This window comes from Bombilactobacillus folatiphilus (assembly GCF_023380265.1).
In the GTDB taxonomy this organism is placed as follows: domain Bacteria; phylum Bacillota; class Bacilli; order Lactobacillales; family Lactobacillaceae; genus Bombilactobacillus; species Bombilactobacillus folatiphilus.
In genome coordinates this window covers 1,150,292-1,164,342 of the sequence record NZ_CP093366.1, presented here as the reverse complement: position 1 = coordinate 1,164,342, position 14,051 = coordinate 1,150,292, and the positions used below count along the sequence as shown (strand labels likewise).

The following is a 14,051-nucleotide window of genomic DNA, read 5'->3' as shown; positions in this document are numbered from 1 at the left end:
GATAATATTTATTTCTTGTCTTTGTCGTCATTTGATGCTTGATTCGTATCTTTTTTGGTTGCTTTGGTATCTTTAGTTTGTTTTTTTGATTCAGTAGCTGTGTCGCTGGAATTTGCTTCGACTTTAATATTGTCGTTATCCAAAACTGCCTTCAGGTGTTTTTCTTGAGGATGATCAAGATAATGATCTGCCACACGGTCTTCAATTTGATCCTGAATAACCCGACGTAATGGTCGTGCTCCTAAAGCTGGATCATAACCCAAATCAACAATTTTTTCTTTGGCCGGTTGGGTGACTTCAACGTCCAAACCTTGATCGGCAATCATACGATTCGTATCTTGAATCATCAAGTTCACAATTTTTAACAAACTTTCCTTAGATAATGGATCGAATTCAATAATGCCGTCAAATCGGTTCAAAAATTCGGGTTTGAAGTAATTGCCAAGTTTATCTAAAACAGAATTCGTATTACCGGACATCTCAGCGCCAAAGCCCACATTAGCTTCACTATCACCTTGTCCAGCATTGGAAGTCATGATGATAATAGTATCTTTAAAACTAACCGTGCGACCTTGTGAGTCCGTTAAACGGCCATCATCCAAGATTTGTAAGAACATATGCATTACATCAGGATGGGCTTTTTCAATTTCGTCCAACAAAATCAAACTGTATGGATGCCGCCGAACTTGTTCAGTTAATTGTCCAGCTTCTTCATAGCCAACATACCCTGGAGGTGAGCCAATTAACTTCGACACACTGTGTTTTTCCATATATTCAGACATATCGAAGCGAATCATGCTATCTTCACTGCCAAATAATTGTTTAGCTAATTGTTTAGCTAATTCTGTTTTACCAACACCAGTTGGGCCGACAAAGAGGAAAGAACCAATTGGGCGTCCAGTCTTGTTAAAACCAACGCGGTTCCGTCGAATTGCTCGGCTGACTTGACCCACGGCTTTATCTTGACCAATTACGTGAGCCTCTAATTCAGGTGTTAAATTGCGCAATTGCTCTTGTTCTTGTGCTTTTAAGTCGCCAACGGGAATATTGGTTTTTTCTTCGACAATACTTTCAATATCATCTTCGGTAACTTGGGGCTCTTGTTCAGTGTCAGTTTTATTATCACGAACTTCCTCAAGTTTTTTGGTTTGATCGCGATAAAAAGCGGCTTTTTCATAATCCTCTTGTTTGAGAGCAGTTTGCTTATTAGCTTCGGCTTCTTTAATTTTCTTCTCAATTTCCGCAGGATCGACAGGACTGAGCGTAAGATTTTTACGAGAGCCAGATTCGTCTAACAAGTCAATGGCCTTATCCGGTAGGAAACGGTCTTGAATATAGCGATCGGATAGGACCGCTGCAGCTTGAATGGCTTCAGGTGTATATTTTACATGATGATAAGCTTCGTATTTAGGTTCGATACCCTTTAAAATTTCAACGGTTTGGTCGACTGACGGTTCGCTAACTTGAACTGGTTGTAGTCGCCGTGCCAATGCAGAATCTTTTTCAATTTGACGATATTCGTTAAAAGTCGTTGCTCCGACTAATTGCAATTCGCCACGTGCTAAAGCAGGTTTTAAGACATTACCAGCGTCCATACCGCCTTCGGCATTACCAGCACCAACAATTTCGTGAATTTCATCAATAAATAAGATAATATTCTTGTTATTTTGTAACTCGTTAATTAATTCTTGCATTCGCTGTTCAAACTGTCCGCGGACACCAGTACCTTGCACCAGCGAAACAACATCTAAGCGAATGACGCGTTTACTCTGTAATTTTTCAGGAACTTCACCATCAACAATTCGTTGAGCTAAACCTTCCACAACTGCTGTTTTACCGACACCAGCTTCACCGATTAGAACCGGATTATTTTTGGTCCGCCGATTTAAAATTTCAATCACACGGTCAATTTCTTTATCGCGTCCAACGACAGGATCAATTTTACCAGCTTCAGCTTGAGCAGTCAGATCGACACCAAATTGACTCAAGATTCCATTTCCAGAATTATTACCACCGCCACCGCGCTGACCTTGCGTTGACATTTGTTGCTGACGCCGCATTTCTTGTTGAGGATCAATGCCGCCAAACAAGGAACTCAGATCGCCAAAACCAAATGGATCGTTATTCATCTTTGAACTTCCTCCCATCGCTTGTTGTTCACGCAACTTTCGATAGCAACTTTGGCATAAATTAACCTCGGCTTGCTGACCGTTAACACTAGTATAGAGATGGATAGTTGCTTCATTTTTATGACAATTTTGGCAAAGCATGAACTACATTCCACCTTTCTTTAAGGGTTTGTTTCAACTTCCAAACCGTTCATTTTTATCCAAAATAATAGTGATCATTTTGGATGCTGTGTTTGGTTATTGAGTACTAATTTTTAGTACAAATGAATTATACAATTAGCACTCGATACATGCAAGTGCTAAAAAAGAAAAAATTGAATTTTCTTTTAAAAAAGCTTGACTTTGCATGTAAAACACAGTATATAGAGATTTAATTAGTAATTAAAGTAATTTGCATTGTGAGGCAGAAGATGGATTTTCAACAAGAAATAGTAGGTTTAATCGCGGGCAAAATTAAACAAATTGATATTGAGCAAGACCAGTTTTTTGAGTTTAATCAGGCTTGGTTGGCTTGTCCTCAACATCATCAAATTGTGGGAACGGCCCATCGAAATGGTCAGATCACATACCGCTTTTCTGAAAACGAAAACAATTAGGCATAAGTTCTTTTTTAGTGTGCTAATACTGAAAAAACTTGCCTTGCTTTTTGAATAATGGTAATGTAGTTCTGATGTTAAGTTAACCCTTTTCATTAAATATGAAAATTCAGTTGGTAAAGAGAGGTTTTTATTATGGAAAAGAAAGACTTTCATGTTATTGCAGAAACTGGTATTCATGCACGTCCAGCAACGATGTTAGTACAAACTGCAAGTAAATTTAGTTCAGATGTTAATTTAGAATATTCTGGTAAGACTGTTAATTTGAAGTCCATTATGGGTGTTATGTCCTTAGGCGTTGGTCAAGGTGCAGATGTGACAATTACTGCTGATGGCGATGATGCTGCAGAAGCCTTGAAGGCAATTGGTGAAACGATGGCTAAAGAAGGTTTGTCAGAATAATGGTTAAAACAGTGAAGGGAATTGCAGCTAGTGATGGCTTTGCGAATGCCCCAGCCTATCTGTTAGTTCAACCGGATTTGTCCTATCAAAAGAAAGCGGTCACGGATCCTGAAAGTGAAGTTCAACGTCTCACAACAGCGATTGAAAAATCGGACACTGAATTAACGACAATTCGTGATATTGCTAAACAATCTTTGGGCGAAGAAGAAGCACAAGTTTTTGACGCACATAAGTTGATTTTGGCGGATCCTGAATTCACGGGTGCTGTTGAACAGCAGATTAAAAATGACAAAATTAATGCCGAACAAGCTTTAGATAATGTTTCTCAACAGTTTATTGCAATGTTTGAAGCTATGACTGATAACAAGTATATGCAAGAACGTGCAGCGGATGTTCGCGACGTTTCGAAGCGTGTCATGAGTCATCTTTTGGGTGTTGAATTGCCTAATCCAGCTTTGATTGATCATGAAGTGATTATTGTAGCTCATGATTTGACGCCAAGTGATACTGCACAGTTAAATAAGAAGTATGTTAAAGCTTTTATTACTGATATCGGTGGTCGGACCGCCCATTCTGCAATTATGGCGCGGTCTTTGGAAATTCCCGCGATTGTTGGTTCTGACACGATTACCACTGATGTCAAAGCTGGCGATCAATTAATCGTTGATGGTGTCCATGGGGATGCGGTGATTAATCCTACTGAAACAGAAGTTAATCATTATCAACAATTGGCGCAACAATATGCTCAAGAAAAAGCTGAATGGGCTAAATTGAAAGATGCTGCGACAGTTACGGCTGATGGTAAGCATTTTGAAATTGCTGCTAATATTGGAACTCCTAAAGACTTGGTGGGCGTTAAAGCTAACGGTGCCGAAGCGATCGGCTTGTATCGGACAGAATTTTTGTATATGGATTCTGCTGAGTTACCATCTGAAGAAGATCAATTTGCAGCCTACAAAGAAGTTTTAGAAGGTATGAACGGTAAGCCTGTGGTAGTTCGAACCATGGATATTGGTGGCGATAAGCATTTACCATATTTGCCACTGCCTGAAGAGATGAATCCGTTCTTAGGTTATCGGGCTATTCGGATTAGTTTAGATCGACAAGATATCTTTCGAACACAGTTGCGCGCTTTATTACGGGCTTCCGCGTTTGGTAAATTGCGAATTATGTTCCCAATGATTGCGACTGTTCAAGAATTCCGTCAAGCTAAGGGCATTTTGCAAGAAGAGATGGATAAGCTGACAGCTGAAAATATTCAATTTGATGCTAACTTGGAAGTTGGTATCATGATTGAAATTCCGGCTGCTGCTGTTTTGGCAGATCAATTTGCTAAAGAAGTTGATTTCTTCAGTATTGGAACAAATGATTTGATTCAATACACAATGGCCGCTGATCGTGGCAATGAGCATGTTTCTTACCTCTATCAACCATATAATCCATCTATTTTACGTTTGATTAAGCATGTGATTGATTCTGCACATCAAGAAGGTAAATGGGTTGGTATGTGTGGCGAAGCTGCTGGTGATTCTGTCATGGTACCATTATTATTAGGTATGGGATTGGATGAATATTCCATGAGTGCAACTTCTATCTTACGAGTGCGCTCGTTGATGAAGCATTTAGATACGAATGATTTACCTGACTTAGTTCATCAAGCGTTAAATGTTTCGTTAAGTAATGCTGATAATGCAAAATTAGTTAATGATTTTGTTGCTAAAAACCGCAAATAATTTCTTTTTTTAAGATTTTACTTTAGACACTGTTTAATTAGTTATGTCCTAATTAAACGGTGTTTTTTTGTGTGGAAGAATTAATCTTTAAATTTGCTTTCTGAAATTTAAAAGTATAGACTACACTTGTAAACTTAGTAATTGAGGGGGAAAATAATTGGAGGGAATTTCGCAGTCTGAATGGGAAGTCATGCGTGTAGTTTGGACTTTAGGTTCAGTTAGTGCCAAAGAGATTATTAGTAATCTTGATCAGACCGGTTGGCAAGCATCCACAATCAAAACGTTGATTGGTCGTTTAGTGAAGAAAGGCTGTTTACATGTGGAACAAAAACAGCGTCCGTATCAATATTCGGCCTTAATTACGGAGGATAAAGCGATGAACCAAAGTGCGGTAGCGTTGTTTCAACATTTTTGTGCCAAAAAAAAGGGTCAGACTTTGGTTCAGTTGGTGGCACAAATGGAATTGAGTCAAGCAGATGTTCAAAATTTGCAACAGTTGTTATCCGAAAAGCAAGCCCATGCTCCCAAACAGGTGGCTTGTGATTGTTTGAAAGGAGCTCATTGTGAATAAATCGCAAAATGACGAAATGGATATGAAGCATATGCACCACGATCAGCAGATGAAGATGGGTGATTCAATGGAACATATGGATGGTATGTCTATGGATCACTCCATGGGAAATATGAGTATGATGCATATGGGGAATTTAAAACAAAAATTTTGGTATTCGTTGATCTTATCATTGCCCATTTTATTTTGTGCACCCGCGATGGGTGTTTGGCTACCATTTCAATTTTCATTCTCGGGTTCTCAATTTGTTGTCATCATCTTTGCCACAATTTTATTCTTTTATGGTGGGTGGCCGTTTTTAACGAGCGCCATTGGTGAACTAAAAGAGCATCAGCCTGCGATGATGACATTAATTTCGTTAGGAATTACAACGGCGTATGGTTATAGCCTATATGCTTTTATTATCAATAATTTTGTTAATCCTGCAGCACACGTCATGGATTTCTTTTGGGAATTAGCCACATTAATTTTGATTATGTTATTGGGGCATTGGGTCGAAATGAATTCGTTGATGTCAGCGAATGATTCGGTGGCGGACTTGGCATCTTTATTGCCAGACCATGTTCAGGTCAAACAGGACGATCAGTGGACGGAAGTTCCGTTAAATCAAGTTGCCAAAGGGGACGTTGTTTTGGTGAAAGCTGGCGCGTCAATTCCTTTAGATGGACAAGTGATTGATGGTCAAAGTGCGGTGAATGAGTCATTGGTTACTGGGGAAACGCGTTTACTGAAAAGGAAACAAGGCAGTTCGGTCATTGGTGGTTCAATTAATAATGATCAGACGCTGACAATTAAAGTAACTAAAACGGCGCAAAACGGTTTTATTGCTAATGTGAGTCAATTAGTGCAAACAGCTCAAACAGCCAAGTCTAATTTACAATCTTTAGCAGATAAAGTTTCAGGTTGGTTGTTTTATGCAGCGGTTGTGGTGGGTTTATTAGCATTTATTATTTGGAGTATTTTGAATAATGTGCAAACAGGCTTTTTACGCTTGGTGACGGTTTTAGTCATTGCTTGTCCGCACGCTTTAGGCTTAGCAATTCCCCTAGTTAATGCATGTAGTACTTCCTTGGGGGCCAAAAACGGATTGCTGGTGCGCAATCGTAAGGTTATTGATTTGAGTCCGCAAATTGATTATGTCGTGCTGGATAAGACAGGCACCTTAACAGAAGGTAAATTTCAAGTCCATCAATATGAATCGTTGGTTTCAGACCTAAATGATCAAAAACTTTTAGCATTAATGGCCGCTTTAGAACGTCAATCAAGTCATCCAATTGCTAAAAGTATTGTCAAAAAAGCTCAACAACAACAAGTTTTAGAGTTAACAGCACAAAATGTTACCAACTTAACAGGACATGGTTTAAAGGGGGAAATTGCAGGTAAGGAATATCAATTAGTTAATCAACAGTCTTTAAAAGAGCAACACTTAACCATTCCTGAACTAGCGGTTTCAGAATTGACACTTAGCTATTTAGTTTGTGAGCAACAAGTGTTGGGGTATGTGGCGATTGGTGATCAGCTGAAACCTTCGGCCAAGAAATTGATTCAACAGCTTAAGGAACAGAAGATTACGCCATTAATGTTGACAGGTGATAACGAATCAGTAGCCAAAAAAGTAGCGGATCAGTTAGAGATATCTGAATATAAGGCGAATCTCTTACCGCAAGATAAAAATCAGATTATTCAAGAATTACAGCAGGCTGGTCATCATGTCTTGATGACAGGTGATGGTATCAATGACGCTCCTAGCTTGGCACAGGCTGATATTGGAGTAGCTATTGGCGCTGGAACCGATGTCGCAATTGATGCGGCGGATGTGGTTTTAGTCAAGAGCGATCCGTTAGATATTATGAAATTTTTCTTGCTTGCGAAAAATACACATCGCAAAACAATTCAAAATTTGTGGTGGGGCGCAGGTTACAATATTATTGCTTTGCCGTTGGCAGCAGGCATTCTAGCACCGATCGGGATTATCTTAAGTCCCGCACTTGGGGCCATTTTGATGTCATTATCCACAGTAGTTGTTGCAATTAATGCTTCATTGTTGAAGTTTTAGCATATTTAACAAGCGCAGCGTTTAATTGCGTGATAGAAATGTTCAATAATGAACTAACTTGGTGTAAAATATGGAGATCAGAAGTAATAATTAAAAATTGCTTCTGATCTTTTTTGCGGTATAAAATGCTGTGTTCTGGCAATTGAGTAATTTTATTAATTAATAAAGCGCGATTGTCTGCATCCAATTCCAAATAAGTGAGATAAAAAATGGGAGTTAGATTTAAAGATTGATCAGGAAAAATAGACGACCAATCAAAGTTGCTGGCAGCAGTTGTTTCGGTGATCAACAAGTAGTCGGTAGGATGTTGCACATTGTAAGCAAGTGTACTATTCTGGTCCCAATGAGTTTGTAAAAATGATTTAGTGCCGAAAGTTAATTTAATTTTAGACATAACAATTCTCCTAACGAGGTAAGCTTAATGAAAATCACAGTTTTAGGTTATTATGGCGGTTATCCTTATCGCCAGCAAGCAACAAGTGGTTATTTAATTCAAGATCAGGGTTACAATTTATTGCTGGATTGTGGTAGTGGTGTGTTGAATTCTCTGCAAAATTATTTAGATCCGTTGCAATTAGATGCGGTTTTGTTAACACATTATCATCATGACCATATGGCTGATATTGGTGTGCTGCAATATTATTGGCAACTGCATTCTGGTTCTAAAAAAGTCTCACCATTACCTATTTATGGACATACCCAAGATCCATTGAATTTTGCCAGTTTAACTTTTGCTGATTTTACTCAAGCTAAATCTTATACAGTGGATCAGTCAATCAATTTAGGTCCATTTACGATTGATTTTATCCAAACAGTGCACCCAGTGCCAGCATTTGCAACGCGGATTAGGGATTCACAGCAAAAAGTTTTAACATTTACGGCAGATACGGCTTATTTTAAAGGTTTGATTGATTTTGCGCAGGATGCGGATTTGTTGATTACGGATACAAATTTTGGTGCTGATAAAAAAGGAAAAATTTGGCATCTGACGTCCAGCCAATCAGGGCAACTGGCGGTAGATGCTCATGTCAAACGCCTGTTGATTTCGCACTTGCCTCAAGAATATTCGATTGATCAGTTAACGCAGGAAACACGGGCTAGAGCGGAAGGATTACCAGTGGATCATGCACATACCGGCTGGCATTTAGTTCTAGAATAAGTATGAAAATCAATTTTTGAGAAATATTTCATTTAAAAATAATGATAAGGCAATAGGTATATACCAATGTTGCAAAAAAGCATATTATTGGACACTTATTTTCTTAACAAGTTACAATGTACATGTGATAAACTTTAATCACGATTATGGGAAAAGGAGAACATTTTATATGGTTACTTTATATACATCTCCAAGTTGCACATCTTGTAGAAAAGCAAAAAAGTGGTTTAAAGAAAATAATATTTCTTATAAAGAACGAAATATCTTCGCTCAACCATTATCGAAAGCTGAAATTAGGAAAATTCTCCAGATGACAGAAGATGGAACCGAAGAAATAATCTCCAAACGATCGAAGGCTTATCAGGCTTTAAATGTGAATATGAACGATTTAACAGTTGCTGAGTTGATTGATTTAATTGAAGAAAATCCCGGTCTATTAAGACGCCCTATTATGATGGACGAAAAAAGTCTGCAAGTGGGTTACAACGAAGATGAAATCAGAAGATTTTTACCACGAGAAATTCGGGTGATGGAATTACACGAGTTACAACGGGCACAAATATTGTAAGTTTATGGACTAGGAAAAGTCAGTTTTTCTCATTGTTTGAGAAAAGCTGGCTTTTTAACCAGTAATTCTTTACTTTCTGACAAGGCCTGTTAAAATTATAATAATAAGTGAGGTGGGTCGTTGTGGAAGTAGAACACGTAAATAAAAATATGATTCGCGTTACTTTAGAGAGCCATGACTTAAAAGAACGTGGCGTCACTGTTTTGGATTTATTGGGCGATCGCCAACAAATTGAAACTTTTTTTTATAATATTTTAGAAGAAGTGGATACAGACCATACTTTTGTAAAGGACCACACGGTTACTTTTCAAGTGATTCCCAAAAGCCAAGGGTTGGAATTGTTAATTACGAAAGTTCCACAAACGTCGCAAGACGATGATGATGATTTATTAAGGGCTATGGATCTGTTAAAAGATGAGAAAGAACCCACTGATTTAAATGATGAATCCGAGACGATGGATAATATAACTCCTGAAGTTAAAACATTGGTGTTTAGCTTTGAAGATTTTGAAAATTTTGTTTCCTTAAGTAAAGTTTTAAAAGTAGATTCGTTAATTAGTGATTTATATCGATATCAAAGTCAATATTACTTAGAATTGAAATTATTTCCGCAGGAACTACACACACTTGAAGTTGCTGATGTGATTTCATTAGTTAAAGAATATGGACAGTTGGTTCACCTAGCGCCAGCTATGTTAGAAGAATATGGGCAATTATTGATGGAACAAACGGCTTTACAATTAACTCGATATTATTTTATTTAACTAAAAAGACATAATTTTTATGTCTTTTTTTGTATTTTTAGTAAGGGTATAAAATGCTTATTGCTAAAAATGAATTTGGAAAGTTGATTTATGCACAATCTTATCATGCACCAGAGAAAGTTTTTTGCCCGGATTGTGGTAAAAAAGTACAATTGGTGGTTCGAGGACAGCAACGTCCTTACTTTCGACATCAGACCCATCACGTGGGTAACAATGAAACAGTGGCTCATTTTCGTGGCAAAACTTGGTTAGCAAAATGGTTTGCTCCATATTTTGATGTTTCGCTGGAATATGTTTTGGATGAAAAGCAGCGAATTGATGTTTATGTGACGGATTCAAAGACACAGCTGGCAATTGAATATCAATGCGCCATGATTTCAGCGGAGGCATTGCATAATCGTCAACAGCAATATTGGGATAAGGGACTGCATCCGTTATGGATTTTTGGTGAGCATCATCATCAGTTGAATCAGAAAGTATCGCATTTACAAACGATTTTAAGTTTTAATCGACAGTGGGGCTATTATGTCTTGTACAAATTGCCCAATGAGGATTATTTACGTTTGTATTACAATTTTATGATGCATCCAGCAAGCAAAAAAGTTTACTGGCAACTGCAAAAAATTAGAACTTGGCCACAATTATTAAAGTTTCAACCTCATTTGATTGATTATCAGCTAGAGCCTATTGATTGGTCACATTGGTATTTGTTGCACTGTCGTCGTCCAGATCTCCAATTTATCCAAGTTCAAAATTGGTGTTATCAAAACCGTCAATCGTTAGAAGTTTATATAAAAAAAACACCGTCCCAGACGATGTTTCCTATTTATAATTATTTACCTTGTTATTTGCCCTTGTTGAGCCAGATATCAGGTCAAAAAACGATTACCTTGCCGTTGGTTAAAGAAAAGTTTATTTCAATAAGTGTAACGCAGGACGAGCAGAAGTTTTTGTTTCTTGATCATTAGCACTGGAAGGCAAGAGTGAATTGAGTGCCAAATGTAATTCGTATTGTGAACAATTGGGGATACAAAGTCCCTTATTTTTGGAACCAGAGTAATCGTAAATAACCGATGTAGGAGTATTAGTGATTTTGAGTTCAGATGCAATCTTTTGATCTTCCAAACATTGATTAAGTGTTAATTCACTTTGAACATCCTGTTGCAAACTAGTCCAATCTAAATGATTGTCTAATGCAATTTGTTTAACGAGGTCAACGCTAAAATTTTGGCCTTGAAAGTTAATTGCATGTTGTAAATCAATTAAAAATTGCCGTCCACTTTTATTTCCCTGAAAAGTAGCCGCTTTGTAGTAAACTGTTGCTTGATAGATATCGCGCGTAAGATGATTGCGCAAATTGATATCCCTTAAGTTATAATGATTATTTTTTAGATAATTATCAATCGAAATAAAATTATTCAATGCGATAAACTTGAGATGAGCATTAATATGATGCTCTTTTGCAAAATCAATAATCGCCTGTTCAGTTCTTAAACAACGCTGACCAATTGGATTGACGAACACAAAGACTTCCCACATGAAACGATTCCTCCTTAATTCCCTAAATATTCCCCATATTTAAAACGTATATAAAATAAGATACCAGATCCTCAATTATTTTCAAATAGTAAGCTCTTATTTTTACAAAATTAGTAAAAAGTTTTCAAAATAATTTTCAAAACCGGATATGTTATAGTTAATTTGGCGAGGTGATTAAATGAGTGAGCGAAATTGGAAAACTTTCTTACTACCTTATGAGCAAGCTGTTGATGAGTTAAAAATCAAATTACGTAGCATGCGCAAAGAGTTTTTGGATGCAGGAGAGCATTCACCTATTGAATACGTAACTGGACGTGTTAAATCCATTGAAAGTATTCAAGAAAAAATGCGTCGTCGTTACATTTCAGAAGAATTGTTAGAACAAGACATGCAAGACATTGCTGGCTTACGAATTCAGTGTCAGTTTGTTGAAGATATTTATCAAGTCGTTGATATTTTGCATAGTCGCACAGATTTGTCAGTTGTGGAAGAACGTGATTATGTGACAACCAGTAAGCCGAGCGGTTATCGTTCTTATCATGTCGTTTTACGTTATCCAGTCCAGTTGGCTAATGGCGTCAAAGATATTTTGGCGGAAATTCAAATTCGAACTTTAGCAATGAATTTTTGGTCAACAATTGAGCATTCTCTTAATTATAAGTATCAGGGTGATTTTCCGGATGACATTAATTCACGGCTAAAGCGTGCCGCAGAAGCTTCATTTATGTTAGACGAGGAAATGTCTAAAATTCGTGAAGAAATTCAGGATGCTCAAAAATACTTCTCTGATCAAAAAATTGGTGATATCAAATATCCAAAGGAGAATCAGCCGCATGAGGGTGTGGATTCATAATAATTTTAAAGATTTATCGCGGAGTGTGGCCCAACAATTGAATCAAAAACTAAGTGCCGCAGGCGTGATTATTACTTCTCAAAAGCCTGATTTAGTGATTACTGTGGGCGGCGATGGGACTTTTTTAAGTACGTTTCATCAATTCAGTGATCAATTACAAAATCTCCGTTTTGTTGGCATTCATACAGGACATTTAGGGTTTTATACGGATTGGCAAGATTCGGAAATTGATGAGTTGGTGAATGGTATTTTGTCAGGACAACAGACGACGATTGATTTTCCCTTGTTGAGTGTAAAAATTACCTACGCTAATGGTCAACAAAAAAAATTATTATCATTGAATGAATCACAATTAAAACGGGTTTTTCAAACGATGCGGGCTGATATTTTGATTGATGGTCAATTTTTTGAACGTTTTCGAGGGGACGGAATCAGTGTATCAACTCCAACAGGGTCAACGGCTTATGCCAAATCTATTGGGGGAGCGATTATTGATCCGACTCTGGAAGTGATGCAATTTAATGAAGTGGCGCCAATTAATAATCGAGTTTATCGAACCGTTAATTCACCGTTGATTTTACCGAAAGGACAGCTTGTAACAGTTGTGCCTCAAACAGCTTCTGATTATGTGATGACTGCTGATAATTTGGCTTATGATAAAAATAAAATTGTCAAAGCCGAGTACCAAATTGCCGCCGAAAAAATTCATTTGGCTAATTTTCGCCCGAAAAATTTTTGGCAACGAGTACGCGGAGCCTTTTTAACGGACGGTACCCGATGAATTATCACTTTATTAAACGAAGTTTGATTAGTCAGAATTTACGCCAGTTTTTGTGCCAGCAAGGTTTTTCAAAAACGCAGCTAAAGCAATTGCAGTATCACAATGGGCATGTTTATGTTAATCATAAGCGGCGTTATTGGAATTATCAGTTGCGACCAAATGATGAGATTATTGTTACTTTGCCTCAAGAACAAGGTTCGGATCAAATCTTACCTCAACAGGGTACATTAGACGTGTTGTATGAAGATGATAATTATTTGTTTGTGAATAAACCCGCAGGAATTGCTTCATTGCCCGCGAAGGGCCTAAATAGTCCGACGATGGCTAATTTAGTGAAAGCCTATTTGCAAAACGCGCAGTTGAATGATGTTATTCATCTGGTTTCACGCTTGGATCGAGATACTTCAGGAATTTTGACTTTTGCTAAGAATGCTTACGCTCATCATTTAATTGATCAGCAGTTTCGAACACAAAGTATTGCCAAAGAATATTTGGCCTTATTAGAAGGCAATTTTGCAAAGCAACAAGGCGAGATTAAGTTAGCTATTGGTGTTGATCCGCATAATCATAACTTGCGTTGTGTTGATGCTAATGGTAAATTTGCGTGGACCAAATATCAAGTCGTGCAACAATTTGATAATTTTGCTCAAGTTCGAGTGCAATTGATTACGGGTCGGACGCATCAAATTCGGGTACACTTTGCAGCTTTAGGACATCCCTTATTGGGAGACCAAGCCTATGGTGGGGCAACGGACTTGATTCAGCGTCAAGCGTTACATTGTTGTCGGTTTCGGTTCTTTGATCCTATCCAAGATCAGACATTAACGGTTAAAGCACCGCTGGCACCAGATTTACAAATGATTGTATCAAAAAAGCTTTCTGCTACTGAATAAGTAACGG

15 protein-coding genes are annotated in these 14,051 nt (G+C 37.7%); 12 read left to right on the top strand and 3 right to left on the bottom strand.

Features of this window, described 5'->3' with window-relative positions:
- Positions 1-8: 8 nt before the first annotated feature.
- Positions 9-2,270: an ATP-dependent Clp protease ATP-binding subunit gene (locus MOO45_RS05950; RefSeq protein ID WP_249514011.1), complete on the bottom strand. Its 2,262-nt coding sequence runs from the start codon at positions 2,268-2,270 to the stop codon at positions 9-11.
- A 269-nt stretch (positions 2,271-2,539) separates the two neighbouring features.
- Here MOO45_RS05950 and MOO45_RS05945 point away from each other — a divergent pair, with 269 nt between their 5' ends.
- From MOO45_RS05945 to MOO45_RS05925, 5 genes are all read left to right on the top strand, one after another.
- The gene (locus MOO45_RS05945) at positions 2,540-2,725 is read left to right on the top strand and encodes a hypothetical protein (protein ID WP_249514010.1); all 186 of its coding nucleotides are present in this window, start codon (positions 2,540-2,542) and stop codon (positions 2,723-2,725) included.
- 135 nt (positions 2,726-2,860) lie between these two features.
- Complete coding sequence (locus MOO45_RS05940) at positions 2,861-3,127, top strand: phosphocarrier protein HPr (RefSeq protein ID WP_249514009.1); 267 nt, start codon at positions 2,861-2,863, stop codon at positions 3,125-3,127.
- Positions 3,127-4,860 (top strand): phosphoenolpyruvate--protein phosphotransferase, encoded by a 1,734-nt coding sequence (gene ptsP, locus MOO45_RS05935; RefSeq protein WP_249514008.1) that lies wholly within the window; start codon positions 3,127-3,129, stop codon positions 4,858-4,860. The genes MOO45_RS05940 and ptsP overlap by 1 nt, the downstream gene beginning before the upstream one ends.
- A 157-nt stretch (positions 4,861-5,017) precedes the next feature.
- Positions 5,018-5,431, top strand: coding sequence for a CopY/TcrY family copper transport repressor (locus MOO45_RS05930; protein WP_249514007.1), 414 nt, complete (start codon positions 5,018-5,020; stop codon positions 5,429-5,431).
- A gap of 16 nt (positions 5,432-5,447) precedes the next feature.
- Positions 5,448-7,487 (top strand): copper-translocating P-type ATPase, encoded by a 2,040-nt coding sequence (locus MOO45_RS05925; protein WP_396022427.1) that lies wholly within the window; start codon positions 5,448-5,450, stop codon positions 7,485-7,487.
- On the opposite strand, the gene MOO45_RS05920 is transcribed toward MOO45_RS05925, so the two are convergent.
- On the bottom strand, positions 7,462-7,881 hold the full coding sequence (locus tag MOO45_RS05920; protein ID WP_249514005.1) for a hypothetical protein: 420 nt from the start codon (positions 7,879-7,881) through the stop codon (positions 7,462-7,464). The genes MOO45_RS05925 and MOO45_RS05920 overlap by 26 nt on opposite strands.
- Before the next feature lie 27 nt (positions 7,882-7,908).
- Here MOO45_RS05920 and MOO45_RS05915 point away from each other — a divergent pair, with 27 nt between their 5' ends.
- The 4 genes from MOO45_RS05915 (at position 7,909) to MOO45_RS05900 (ending at position 10,946) form a co-directional block, all read left to right on the top strand.
- Complete coding sequence (locus tag MOO45_RS05915; RefSeq protein WP_249514004.1) at positions 7,909-8,646, top strand: MBL fold metallo-hydrolase; 738 nt, start codon at positions 7,909-7,911, stop codon at positions 8,644-8,646.
- Between the two features lie 169 nt (positions 8,647-8,815).
- Entirely contained in the window at positions 8,816-9,214 is a 399-nt protein-coding gene (gene spx / locus MOO45_RS05910) for a transcriptional regulator Spx (protein WP_249514003.1), read from the top strand.
- 122 nt (positions 9,215-9,336) lie between these two features.
- The gene (locus MOO45_RS05905) at positions 9,337-9,978 is read left to right on the top strand and encodes an adaptor protein MecA (RefSeq protein WP_249514002.1); all 642 of its coding nucleotides are present in this window, start codon (positions 9,337-9,339) and stop codon (positions 9,976-9,978) included.
- A 53-nt stretch (positions 9,979-10,031) separates the two neighbouring features.
- Positions 10,032-10,946, top strand: a complete 915-nt coding sequence (locus MOO45_RS05900) for a competence protein CoiA (protein ID WP_249514001.1) — start codon at positions 10,032-10,034, stop codon at positions 10,944-10,946.
- Here the strand turns inward: MOO45_RS05900 and MOO45_RS05895 are convergent.
- The gene (locus MOO45_RS05895) at positions 10,891-11,517 is read right to left on the bottom strand and encodes a DsbA family protein (protein ID WP_249514000.1); all 627 of its coding nucleotides are present in this window, start codon (positions 11,515-11,517) and stop codon (positions 10,891-10,893) included. The genes MOO45_RS05900 and MOO45_RS05895 overlap by 56 nt on opposite strands.
- Before the next feature lie 178 nt (positions 11,518-11,695).
- Here MOO45_RS05895 and MOO45_RS05890 point away from each other — a divergent pair, with 178 nt between their 5' ends.
- From MOO45_RS05890 to MOO45_RS05880, 3 genes are read left to right on the top strand one after another with little or no spacing between them, the layout of a single operon-like run.
- Entirely contained in the window at positions 11,696-12,370 is a 675-nt protein-coding gene (locus tag MOO45_RS05890; RefSeq protein WP_249513999.1) for a GTP pyrophosphokinase, read from the top strand.
- On the top strand, positions 12,351-13,151 hold the full coding sequence (locus tag MOO45_RS05885) for an NAD kinase (RefSeq protein WP_249513998.1): 801 nt from the start codon (positions 12,351-12,353) through the stop codon (positions 13,149-13,151). The genes MOO45_RS05890 and MOO45_RS05885 overlap by 20 nt, the downstream gene beginning before the upstream one ends.
- A complete protein-coding gene (locus MOO45_RS05880; protein WP_249513997.1) occupies positions 13,148-14,044 on the top strand; it encodes an RluA family pseudouridine synthase in 897 nt (298 codons plus the stop codon). The genes MOO45_RS05885 and MOO45_RS05880 overlap by 4 nt, the downstream gene beginning before the upstream one ends.
- Positions 14,045-14,051: the final 7 nt, after the last annotated feature.

What these genes read in the sequence shown, in the direction of transcription:
- MOO45_RS05950 (WP_249514011.1), bottom strand. Translation starts at nt 2,270, where the DNA reads ATGCTTTGCCAAAATTGTCATAAAAATGAAGCAACTATCCATCTCTAT.
- MOO45_RS05945 (WP_249514010.1), top strand. Translation starts at nt 2,540, where the DNA reads ATGGATTTTCAACAAGAAATAGTAGGTTTAATCGCGGGCAAAATTAAA.
- MOO45_RS05940 (WP_249514009.1), top strand. Translation starts at nt 2,861, where the DNA reads ATGGAAAAGAAAGACTTTCATGTTATTGCAGAAACTGGTATTCATGCA.
- ptsP (WP_249514008.1), top strand. Translation starts at nt 3,127, where the DNA reads ATGGTTAAAACAGTGAAGGGAATTGCAGCTAGTGATGGCTTTGCGAAT.
- MOO45_RS05925 (WP_396022427.1), top strand. Translation starts at nt 5,448, where the DNA reads ATGGATATGAAGCATATGCACCACGATCAGCAGATGAAGATGGGTGAT.
- MOO45_RS05920 (WP_249514005.1), bottom strand. Translation starts at nt 7,881, where the DNA reads ATGTCTAAAATTAAATTAACTTTCGGCACTAAATCATTTTTACAAACT.
- MOO45_RS05915 (WP_249514004.1), top strand. Translation starts at nt 7,909, where the DNA reads ATGAAAATCACAGTTTTAGGTTATTATGGCGGTTATCCTTATCGCCAG.
- spx (WP_249514003.1), top strand. Translation starts at nt 8,816, where the DNA reads ATGGTTACTTTATATACATCTCCAAGTTGCACATCTTGTAGAAAAGCA.
- MOO45_RS05900 (WP_249514001.1), top strand. Translation starts at nt 10,032, where the DNA reads ATGCTTATTGCTAAAAATGAATTTGGAAAGTTGATTTATGCACAATCT.
- MOO45_RS05895 (WP_249514000.1), bottom strand. Translation starts at nt 11,517, where the DNA reads ATGTGGGAAGTCTTTGTGTTCGTCAATCCAATTGGTCAGCGTTGTTTA.
- MOO45_RS05890 (WP_249513999.1), top strand. Translation starts at nt 11,696, where the DNA reads ATGAGTGAGCGAAATTGGAAAACTTTCTTACTACCTTATGAGCAAGCT.
- MOO45_RS05885 (WP_249513998.1), top strand. Translation starts at nt 12,351, where the DNA reads ATGAGGGTGTGGATTCATAATAATTTTAAAGATTTATCGCGGAGTGTG.
- MOO45_RS05880 (WP_249513997.1), top strand. Translation starts at nt 13,148, where the DNA reads ATGAATTATCACTTTATTAAACGAAGTTTGATTAGTCAGAATTTACGC.